The sequence below is a fragment of the Streptomyces sp. NPDC054796 genome, from assembly GCF_053611545.1.
Window position 1 is genome coordinate 1 of sequence record NZ_JBSHAO010000111.1, and the last position, 9580, is coordinate 9580.

Genomic DNA, 9580 nt, shown 5'->3' on the forward strand with positions numbered 1-9580 from the left:
GTCTGCGGGGGGCGGGGCGGGCCCCGGGGCGGTGGTGGCCCGCCCCGGCGCCCCGGAGGCGTCAGCCCTCCAGATCGACGCCCAGCTTCTTCAGCTCGGCCGGGAGCTGCTCCTGCTCCACGTCCTTGCCGTCGATGCGGACGGTGGGCGTGCCCTGGATCTCGGCCTTGTTGAAGCCCGCGACCATGTTCAGCGCCCACTTGTCGTAGGTGCCGTCCTCCACGTCCTTCTTGAAGGTCTTGCTCTTCTTCAGTTCGGGAACGGTGTCCGCGACCTTGATGAGGTAGTCGCTGTCGGCGAACTTGTCGCTGCTCTCCTCCGGGTGCCACTTCGCGGAGTAGAGCTTGGCGTGGTAGTCGGCGAAGGCTTCCTTGCTGACGTTCAGCGAGGCACCGAGTGCGCTGATGGCCGACTTGGAGCCCTCGCCGCCCATGTTGCCGTCGATGAGGTCGCCCAGGTGGACGCGCAGCTTGTACTTGCCGTCGTCGGCGCCCTTCTTGAGGGCCTCGCCCGCGCCCTGCTCGAACTGGGCACAGGCCGGGCAGCGCAGGTCCTCGTAGACGTCGATGGTCTTCTTGGCCTTCTCGCCGCCGATGGTGACCGAGGTGCTGTTCGTGCTGGACGCGTTCGCGGGCGCGACGAGCTTCTTGTCCTTGGCGGCGTCCCAGCCGCTGGGCTCGTTCATCTTCGAGACGGCGAAGCCTATGCCGGTGGCTATCGCGAGGACGCCGACGACGGAGACGCCGACGATCACCTGCCGACGGATCTTGTCCTTCTTCGCCTGCCGCTCCCGCTCGATGCGCAGCCGCTCGCGTGCGGCGCGCTTGGCTTCCTGGCTGTTGCGCTTGCTCATGGGTCGGTCTCCGTAGATACGCGTATGTGGGTGGGGACGGGTGCCGGTGCGTGCGCGCCTCGGCGGCCGGAAGAACCCCCCCGCTGCGGGTCCGGTGCGGGACCTGTGCGGGTCCGGTGACGCGGTCCGGTCCGGTGCGGGTCCGTGCGGTGCGGGGGTTCAGGCCGCGAGCGCGCACGGGACCGGCGGGCCCCTGCGGTGTACGGAGTGGACGAGCAGCGGCAGCGCGCGCGGCCCGGGAGCGGGCAGCGCGCGGGGCGTACGGCCGGTCTCGGCCGGTACGCGGCAGCGGCAGACTGCCCGGACGAGGCGCAGCGGCCGGAACGCGGTGGCCGCGGCGGCGCGCAGCAGCCGCGCGAGCGCCGCCTCACCGCGCCGCAGCCAGGCGGCGGCGACGAGGCCGACGCCGACGTGCGCCGCGAGCAGCAGCCACGGCACGGCCGGGTCGGTGGCCAGCGCGGCGGGGGTGGCCTCGTGGCCACGGGCCGTCATGCGGGCGAGCGGGGTGCCGAGGCTTCCGCCGCCGCACAGCAGGTCCACGCCCAGCGAGCGCAGCGGCCCGGCGACGGGGCCTCCGGCCCGGCCGTAACAGGCGTGCTGGCCTGTGGTGAAGACGGTGTCCGCGAACAGCTCCAGCGGGATCAGGAGGGTGGCGATCCGGCCGTAGCCCCGCTCGCGCTCCGCGCACGCGAAGGCGAGCAGGAAGACCGCGGCGCTGATGACGAGCAGCGGCACGAGCGGCACGGGAGCCCCGGAGAGCAGCACATGGGCCCCGGCGGACAGGGTGACGCACAGGGCGGTGAAGACCGCGGCGCGCGCGGTCCTTATCCCTGTCGCGTTCATGTCCGTCGTCCTGCTCATCCGCCTGCTCGTCAGTCCTGTTTCATGACCTCGTCAACGGCCTTGTCGACGGCCTCGCCGTCGCCGCAAGAGTCTGCCACGGGAGCGGGTAAGACGCCCTTAAAGGGGGCCCCTTTTCGCGGCTCCGATGCTCCGCGGCTCCGCCGCTCAGAGGCCGGGTATCCGGCCGTTGCGGAAGAGGTCCACGAAGATCTGGTGGTCGCGGCGGGTGCGGTAGCCGTAGTCGTGCGCGAAATCGACCAGCATGCCGGGGAAGCCCTCCTCGTCGGCGGCGATGGCCGCGTCGATGGCGCGCTCCGTGGAGAAGGGGACCAGGGAGTGCCCGCTCTCGTCGTCGGCCGCGGCGTGCATCGTGGCGGTGGCGCGGCCCAGATCGGCGACGACCCGCGCGATCTCCTCGGGCGCGTCCAGATCGGACCAGTCCAGGTCCAGCGCGTACGGCGAGACCTCGGCGACGAGCTGCCCCGTCCCGCTCAGCTCCGTCCAGCCCAGCCACGGGTCGGCGTGCGCCTGGAGGGCGCGCTGGGAGATGACGGTGCGGTGACCCTCGTGGAGGAAGTAGTCGCGGATCTCCGGGTCCGTGATGTGCCGGGAGACGGCGGGGGTCTGCGCCTGCTTCATGTAGATGACGAGATCGTTCTCCAGGGCGTCGCTGTGGCCCTCCAGCAGGATGTTGTACGAGGGCAGGCCCGCGCTCCCTATGCCGATGCCGCGGCGCCCGACGACGTCCTTGACGCGATACGCGTCGGGCCGGAAGTGGGTGGCCACGGGGAGGGTGTCCAGATAGCCGTCGAAGGCGTCCAGCACCTTGTAGCGCGTCGCGGAGTCCAGCTCGATCGCGCCGCCGCCCGGGGTGAAGCGGCGCTCCCAGTCGCGGATCTCGGTCATGCTGTCCAGCAGCCCGAACCGCGTGTTCGCGCGCGCGGCGCGCAGCGCCTCCAGCACCGGGCCCTCGGCGGTGTCCAGGCTGAGGGACGGCGCGTCGTCCTCCTTGGTGCCGGTGGCCAGCGAGCGGATGCGCTCGCGGTACGCCATGGCGTACGTGCGCACCAGGTCCGTGATCTGCTCGTCACTGAGCGCCTTGGTGTAGCCCAGCAGCGCGACGGAGGCGGCGAACCGCTTGAGGTCCCAGGTGAAGGGGCCGACGTACGCCTCGTCGAAGTCGTTGACGTTGAAGATCAGCCGGCCGTTGGCGTCCATGTAGGTGCCGAAGTTCTCGGCGTGGAGATCGCCGTGGATCCAGACGCGGCTGGTGCGCTCGTCCAGGAAGGGGCCGCCCTGCTTCTCCTCGTCGAGATCGGAGTAGAAGAGGCAGGCCGTGCCGCGGTAGAAGGCGAAGGCCGAGGCGGCCATCTTGCGGAACTTGACCTGGAAGGCGGCGGGGTCCGCCGCGAGCAGCTCGCCGAAGGCGCTGCCGAAGACCTCAAGAATCCGCTCGCCGCGGGCTTCGGCCGAGACGGCCTGCTGCGTTGCCATGGGGTGCCTCTCTGGGTTCCGGTCTGTCTTCCGTGTCCACATCCGCATCCGCGCGGGACGCGCCCCGCGTACGCGGGCGGGGCCGTAGCCCCGGCCGATCTTCCCCCACCTCCCAACGTGCGGGCCGCCGGGGTAGTGCCCGGGCGGCAGGGGCCAGGGTGTGGCGGGCCGACAGGGGCGTCAGGCCCACGCGTGTCAGTGGTGGGTCGTAGACTCTCGAACCGCCCCAGAAGTCCCCCTAGCCGGAGGTGTCCTTCGCCGTGACACAGCAGCCGTTCACGCATCTGCACGTGCACACTCAGTATTCGCTGCTGGACGGCGCCGCGCGGTTGAAGGACATGTTCAACGCCTGTAATGAAATGGGCATGTCGCACATCGCGATGACCGACCACGGCAACCTCCACGGGGCGTACGACTTCTTCCACTCCGCGAAGGACGCGGGCATCACCCCGGTCATCGGCATCGAGGCGTATCTCGCCCCCGACCACCGCAGGAACACCCGCCCCGTCAAGTGGGGCACGCCCCACCAGAAGCGCGACGACGTGTCCGGTAACGGCGCGTACACGCACATGACGATGTGGGCCCGCAACTCCACCGGGCTGCACAACCTCTTCCGCGCCCAGTCCCGGGCCAGCCTGGAGGGCTTCTTCCGCAAGCCGCGCATGGACCGCGAGCTGCTCGCCGAGTACGCGGACGGGCTGATGGCCACCACCGGCTGCCCCTCGGGCGAGGTGAGCACCAAGATCCGTCTGGACCAGTTCGACGAGGCGCTCCAGGCCGCCGGCGAGTACCAGGACATCTTCGGCAGGGAGAACTTCTTCGTCGAGCTGATGGACCACGGCATCGACATCGACAAGCGCGCGCGGGACGGCCTGGAGCGGATCGCCAAGAAGATCAACGCGCCGTTCGTCGTCACGAACGACTCGCACTACACGTACGAGCGCGAGTCCGCGGCCCACGACACCCTGCTGTGCATCCAGACCGGCAGCAACCTCTCCGACCCCAACCGCTTCAGCTTCGACGGCGCGGGCTACTACCTGAAGACGGCCGAGGAGATGTACTCCATCGACTCCTCGGACGTCTGGCAGGAGGGCTGCCGCAACACGCAGCTCCTCATCGCCGAGCGGGTCGACACCTCCGGGATGTTCGAGCCGAAGAACCTGATGCCGAAGTTCGACGTCCCCGAGGGCTTCGACGAGGTGTCCTGGTTCAGGGAAGAGGTCAAGCGCGGCATGACCCGCCGCTTCCCCGGGGGCGTCCCCCAGGACCGCCAGGAGCTGGCGGAGTACGAGATGAGCGTCATCATCGACATGGGCTTCCCGGGGTACTTCCTCGTGGTCGCCGACTTCATCAACTGGGCCAAGGACAACGGCATCGCGGTCGGCCCGGGGCGCGGCTCGGCGGCGGGCTCGATCGTGTCGTACGCCATGGGCATCACCGACCTCGATCCCGTCACCCACGGGCTGATCTTCGAGCGGTTCCTCAACCCCGAGCGCATCACCATGCCGGATGTCGACATCGACTTCGACGAGCGCAGGCGCGGTGACGTGATCCGCTACGTCACGGAGAAGTACGGCGCCGACAAGGTCGCCATGATCGGCACCTACGGCACCATTAAGGCCAAGGCCGCCATCAAGGACGCCTCCCGCGTGCTGGGCTACCCGTACGCGATGGGCGACCGCATCACCAAGGCCATGCCCGCCGACGTCCTGGGCAAGGGCATCCCGCTCTCCGGCATCACCGACAAGAACCACCCGCGCTACAGCGAGGCGGGCGAGGTCCGGGCGATGTACGAGAACGAGCCGGACGTCAAGAAGGTCATCGACTCCGCCATGGGCATCGAGGGCCTGGTCCGTCAGATGGGCATGCACGCGGCGGGCGTGATCATGTCCAGCGAGCCGGTCATCGACCACGCGCCGATCTTCTCCCCGAAGAACGACGGCACCGTCGTCACGCAGTGGGACTATCCGAGCTGCGAGTCCCTGGGCCTGCTCAAGATGGACTTCCTGGGCCTGCGGAACCTGACGATCATGGACGACGCGGTCAAGATGATCCGCAAGAACAAGCAGGTCGACCTCAAGCTCCTCGACCTCCCGCTCGACGACCCCAAGACCTTCGAGCTGCTCTGCCGCGGTGACACCCTCGGCGTCTTCCAGTTCGACGGCGGCCCCATGCGCTCCCTGCTGCGCATGATGAAGCCCGACCACTTCGAGGACATCTCCGCCGTCTCGGCCCTGTACCGCCCGGGCCCGATGGGCATGAACTCGCACATCAACTACGCCCTGCGCAAGAACGGCCAGCAGGAGATCACTCCGATCCACCCGGAGCTGGAGGAGCCCCTCAAGGACGTCCTCGACATCACCCACGGCCTGATCGTCTACCAGGAGCAGGTGCAGAAGGCGGCGCAGGTGCTCGCCGGGTATTCGCTCGGCCAGGCCGACCTGCTGCGCCGGGCCATGGGCAAGAAGAAGAAGGAAGTTCTCGACAAGGAGTTCGTGAACTTCCAGAAGGGCATGCGCGACAACGGCTACTCCGACGAGGCCATCCAGGCCGTGTGGGACGTGCTGGTGCCCTTCGCCGGTTACGCGTTCAACAAGGCACACTCCTCCGCGTACGGCCTGGTCACCTACTGGACCGCCTACCTCAAGGCGAACTATCCGGCGGAGTACATGTCGGCCCTGCTCACCTCGGTGCGCGACGACAAGGACAAGTCGGCGGTCTATCTCAACGAGTGCCGCAAGATGGGCATCAAGGTCCTGCCGCCGAACGTGAACGAGTCCGAGGCCAACTTCACCTCCAGTGACGACACCACCATCGTCTTCGGCCTGACCGCCGTCCGTAACGTCGGCCAGAACGTCGTGGACTCGATCGTCAAGTGCCGCAAGGCCAAGGGGAAGTACGTCTCCTTCCCGGACTTCCTGGACAAGGTCGAGGCCGTCGTCTGCAACAAGCGCACCGTCGAATCGCTGATCAAGGCAGGCGCCTTCGACGAGCTGGGCCACACCCGCAAGGGCCTGACGGCCCAGTTCGAGCCCATGATCGACAACGTGGTGCAGGTCAAGCGCAAGGAGGCCGAGGGCCAGTTCGACCTCTTCGGGGACCTCGGCTCGGACGACGGCGACGACTCGCCCGGCTTCGGCCTGGACGTCGAATTCTCCGAGGAGGAGTGGGAGAAGACGTATCTGCTGGCCCAGGAGCGCGAGATGCTCGGCCTCTACGTCTCGGACCACCCGCTCTTCGGCCTGGAGCACGTCCTCAACGAGAAGGCGGACGCCGCCATCGCCCAGTTGACCGGCGGCGATTACTCGGACGGCTCGATCACCACCATCGGCGGCATCATCTCGGGCCTCCAGCGCAAGATGACCAAGCAGGGCAACGCGTGGGCCATCGCCACCGTGGAGGACCTGGCGGGCTCCATCGACTGCATGTTCTTCCCCGCCACGTATCAGCTCGTCTCCACCCAGCTCGTCGAGGACGCGGTCGTCTTCGTCAAGGGGCGGCTGGACAAGCGCGAGGACGTGCCGCGGCTGGTCGCGATGGAGCTGATGATCCCGGACCTGAGCGAGGCGTCGGCCAACGCGCCGGTGACCATCACCATCCCCACCGTGAAGATCACCCCGCCGCTGGTGGAGAAACTCGGCGAAGTGCTCACCCACCACCGCGGCTCCAGTGAGGTGCGCGTCAGGCTCCAGGGCTCCCGCAAGACCACGGTGCTGCGCCTCGACCGGCACCGGGTCACGGCGGATCCGGCGCTCTTCGGCGACCTCAAGGAGCTGCTGGGCCCGTCCTGCCTGGCGAGCTGACCGCGCCGAGCGGGCCGAGGCCGAGCGGTCCGTCGGCCGGGCTTTAAGGAGCTTTACGGATCTTTGCGGGCCGTAGAGGATCGATTGTCCAAATCGGGCACAAGCGCGTCCTACCGTGGCCTTAGCACGTTTCGAACGTGAAGCACTTTGGTCCGGAGGTGGTCCCACCGTGGATGCCCAGGCGATAGACAAGGCCGTTTTCCTGCTGCGTGATGTGCACACTTCGACGCACGACGCGGTGAAGGCCCTCGGGGACTACTTCCCCGAGCTGGACTTCGAGACACGGCTGCGCTGCGTGCGGGAGGCATGGGACCTCAACCACGCGAGGCCGCTCGCCGCCTGAGCCCGTCAGGGCCCGGAGCCTTTCGCAGGCCGAGAGGGCGCTCCCCGGAAACGGGGGGCGCCCTCTCGCGTGCTCTCGCGCGGCGCCCGCGACCGTGTGCTTCCGCGACGACGGCCGCGCGGAAGATCAGTTGTGGCCGAACCGGCGCTGGTGCTTGCGGGGCGCGTCGGCGGGCCCGCTCTGCGCGCGGGAGTCACCGCCCGCCCCGCGCTTCATCCCCTCGTGCATCTGCTCCGCCGCGCTGCGGGACTCGTCCTCGCGCTGCTGCTGGCGGTTCCGGTTCTTGTTCTTGCCCATGATCGCCTCCTGGTGATCTCAGAACGATGGGCCGGGATCAGCCTCGCATGGGTATAGGAAAGGTGCATTTCGAGCAAATACTCTGAGTGAGGCGACTCTTCCGGTTAACGATCCCGATCGCGCCGTACCCGCCACGCCGATGATCGAGTTCGGGCTGATAGGGCCCTGTACGGTCGGGCAGACTCGAAGAAACGCAGCCTCGGCTGTGCTCGCATACCGAGAGTGGGTGGAACGTGGACCGCTGCGTCGTTCTGGTGGACGCCGGGTACCTGTTGGGCGCCGCCGCGAGCCTGCTGGCCGGGGAACCCACACGTTCCCGGATCAGCGTCGATCACGCCGCCCTGATCCGTGGCCTGCGCGAGCGCGCCGAAGCGGACACGCAGTGTGACCTCCTGCGGATCTACTGGTTCGACGGCGCCCCCGACCGCGTCCCCCAGCCCGAACACCGCAGGCTGCGCGTGATGCCCCGGGTGACGGTCCGGCTGGGAGCGCTGACGCGGAGCGACGGGCGGTGGGCGCAGAAAGGCGTCGACGCCGCCATGCACGCCGAACTCACCGAACTGGCCCGCAACCGGGCCTGCGCCGACATCGTCCTCGTCACGGGCGACGGCGATCTGCTGCCCGGCCTGATGTCGGCCAAGGAACACGGGGTCGCCGTGCACCTGTGGGCCGTCCAGGCCGCCGACGGCGACTACAACCAGTCCGAGGACCTCGTCGCCGAGGCCGACGAGCGCCGCGTGCTGGACCGTAGCTGGATCACCGAGGCGGTCCGCGCGAAGGACCTCACCGGCGTCTGCGCGCCCCAGCCCGTGCCCCGGCCCGAGATCGCGGCGATCCTCTCCGCGCCGCTGCCCGAGTCCGCGAAGAACGGCGGCCCGCCCGCGGGCGTCGACACCGGTGCGGGGCCGTCCGCGGGGGGCTCCGCGACGGAGTCCGGCGCGGACGTGGGGGAGCGGCCGGGCGGCGTCGACGGCTCGGGCCACGCGCGTCCCGCCGCCACGGAGGGGGAGGGCGGCGAGGGCGGCGGCGCCCACGAGGGTGCGGCGCCGGAGGAAGCGGTGGGCCGCAACAGCGGCGTCCCCACACCCAAGGACCTCGCGGGCCTCGGGCGCCCCACGCCGCCCGGACCGGCCAGCGCGCCGCCGCCCAGCGCGACGCTGCGGTGGTCATCCGACAAGGGGTGGGTCGAGCGGGGTGCGCCCGGTGAGCCGCCGGAGATCGCGGCCCTGCCGATGCTGGCGCAGTTGACGACGGCGGAGCAGCGGTGGGCCGACCGTGAGGAGGACATCACCGCGGTGAGCGGTGACCCCTTCGAGGTCGGGCAGGTCTTCGCACGGCGGTGGATCGACCGGTTGGCGACGGGGGTGCACCTGGAGACGCTGTCACGGGAGTATCCGCGGATTCCGCACCGGATCGACGGGGAGCTGTTGCGGTACGCCGCGCGGTTCGGGTTGCTCGCGCACAAGGACGATCAGATCGACGAGCGGGACCGCTACGCCATTCGCGCGGGCTTCTGGCGCGAGGTCGACGCGGACCTCGCCTCCCCGGAACCGGCCCCTTCGCGGGGGGCGGATTGAAACGGTGGGTGCCCTCTTCACGGGGGTGTTGCGCGGGACGGGTCCCCTTCGCGGGGTGCGGAAGGAAACGGGGGGTTGCCCCTTCACGCTGGTGTGCCCCCTCACGGGGTGCGGGGTGAAGGCCACACGGGGTGCCCGTTTCTCGCAGGGGTGCGCCTTGCCTGGCGCCCTCTTGGGGTTTCGTTCGCGTGCTGCGGCCCGGTGGCACGGGTTGTGCCCACCCGTCCCGCCTTGCGGGACGATTGCCCACAACTTTTTGGCGTGCCGGCGCCGGTCGGGTGCGGGTGGGTGGCTTCGGCGCGGCGTGTGGTTGCGGTGCGTTGCGGCTTGCGCCGCGTGGTTCTTGGTTTGTGCCGGTGGCCGTGTGGGG

General features: G+C 69.4%; 7 protein-coding genes. 3 read left to right on the forward strand and 4 right to left on the reverse strand.

The window, feature by feature from the left end; translation table 11 throughout:
• Positions 1-61 precede the first annotated feature (61 nt).
• The 3 genes from ACWGJ2_RS39395 to ACWGJ2_RS39405 all read right to left on the reverse strand — a co-directional run bounded on the left by ACWGJ2_RS39395 (position 62) and on the right by ACWGJ2_RS39405 (position 3190).
• Positions 62-853 (reverse strand): thioredoxin domain-containing protein, encoded by a 792-nt coding sequence (locus ACWGJ2_RS39395; protein WP_453351219.1) that lies wholly within the window; start codon positions 851-853, stop codon positions 62-64.
• A 159-nt stretch (positions 854-1012) separates the two neighbouring features.
• Entirely contained in the window at positions 1013-1714 is a 702-nt protein-coding gene (locus tag ACWGJ2_RS39400; protein ID WP_453351220.1) for a hypothetical protein, read from the reverse strand.
• A 147-nt stretch (positions 1715-1861) separates the two neighbouring features.
• A complete protein-coding gene (locus tag ACWGJ2_RS39405; RefSeq protein ID WP_453351221.1) occupies positions 1862-3190 on the reverse strand; it encodes a DUF2252 domain-containing protein in 1329 nt (442 codons plus the stop codon).
• A 260-nt stretch (positions 3191-3450) separates the two neighbouring features.
• On the opposite strand from ACWGJ2_RS39405, the gene dnaE reads away from it, so the two are divergent.
• On the forward strand, positions 3451-6993 hold the full coding sequence (gene dnaE, locus ACWGJ2_RS39410; protein WP_453351222.1) for a DNA polymerase III subunit alpha: 3543 nt from the start codon (positions 3451-3453) through the stop codon (positions 6991-6993).
• A 169-nt stretch (positions 6994-7162) separates the two neighbouring features.
• On the forward strand, positions 7163-7336 hold the full coding sequence (locus ACWGJ2_RS39415; RefSeq protein ID WP_453351223.1) for a hypothetical protein: 174 nt from the start codon (positions 7163-7165) through the stop codon (positions 7334-7336).
• Positions 7337-7462: 126 nt separating this feature from the next.
• On the opposite strand, the gene ACWGJ2_RS39420 is transcribed toward ACWGJ2_RS39415, so the two are convergent.
• The gene (locus ACWGJ2_RS39420; protein WP_453351224.1) at positions 7463-7633 is read right to left on the reverse strand and encodes a hypothetical protein; all 171 of its coding nucleotides are present in this window, start codon (positions 7631-7633) and stop codon (positions 7463-7465) included.
• A 233-nt stretch (positions 7634-7866) separates the two neighbouring features.
• On the opposite strand from ACWGJ2_RS39420, the gene ACWGJ2_RS39425 reads away from it, so the two are divergent.
• Positions 7867-9210: an NYN domain-containing protein gene (locus ACWGJ2_RS39425; protein WP_453351225.1), complete on the forward strand. Its 1344-nt coding sequence runs from the start codon at positions 7867-7869 to the stop codon at positions 9208-9210.
• Positions 9211-9580 lie beyond the last annotated feature (370 nt).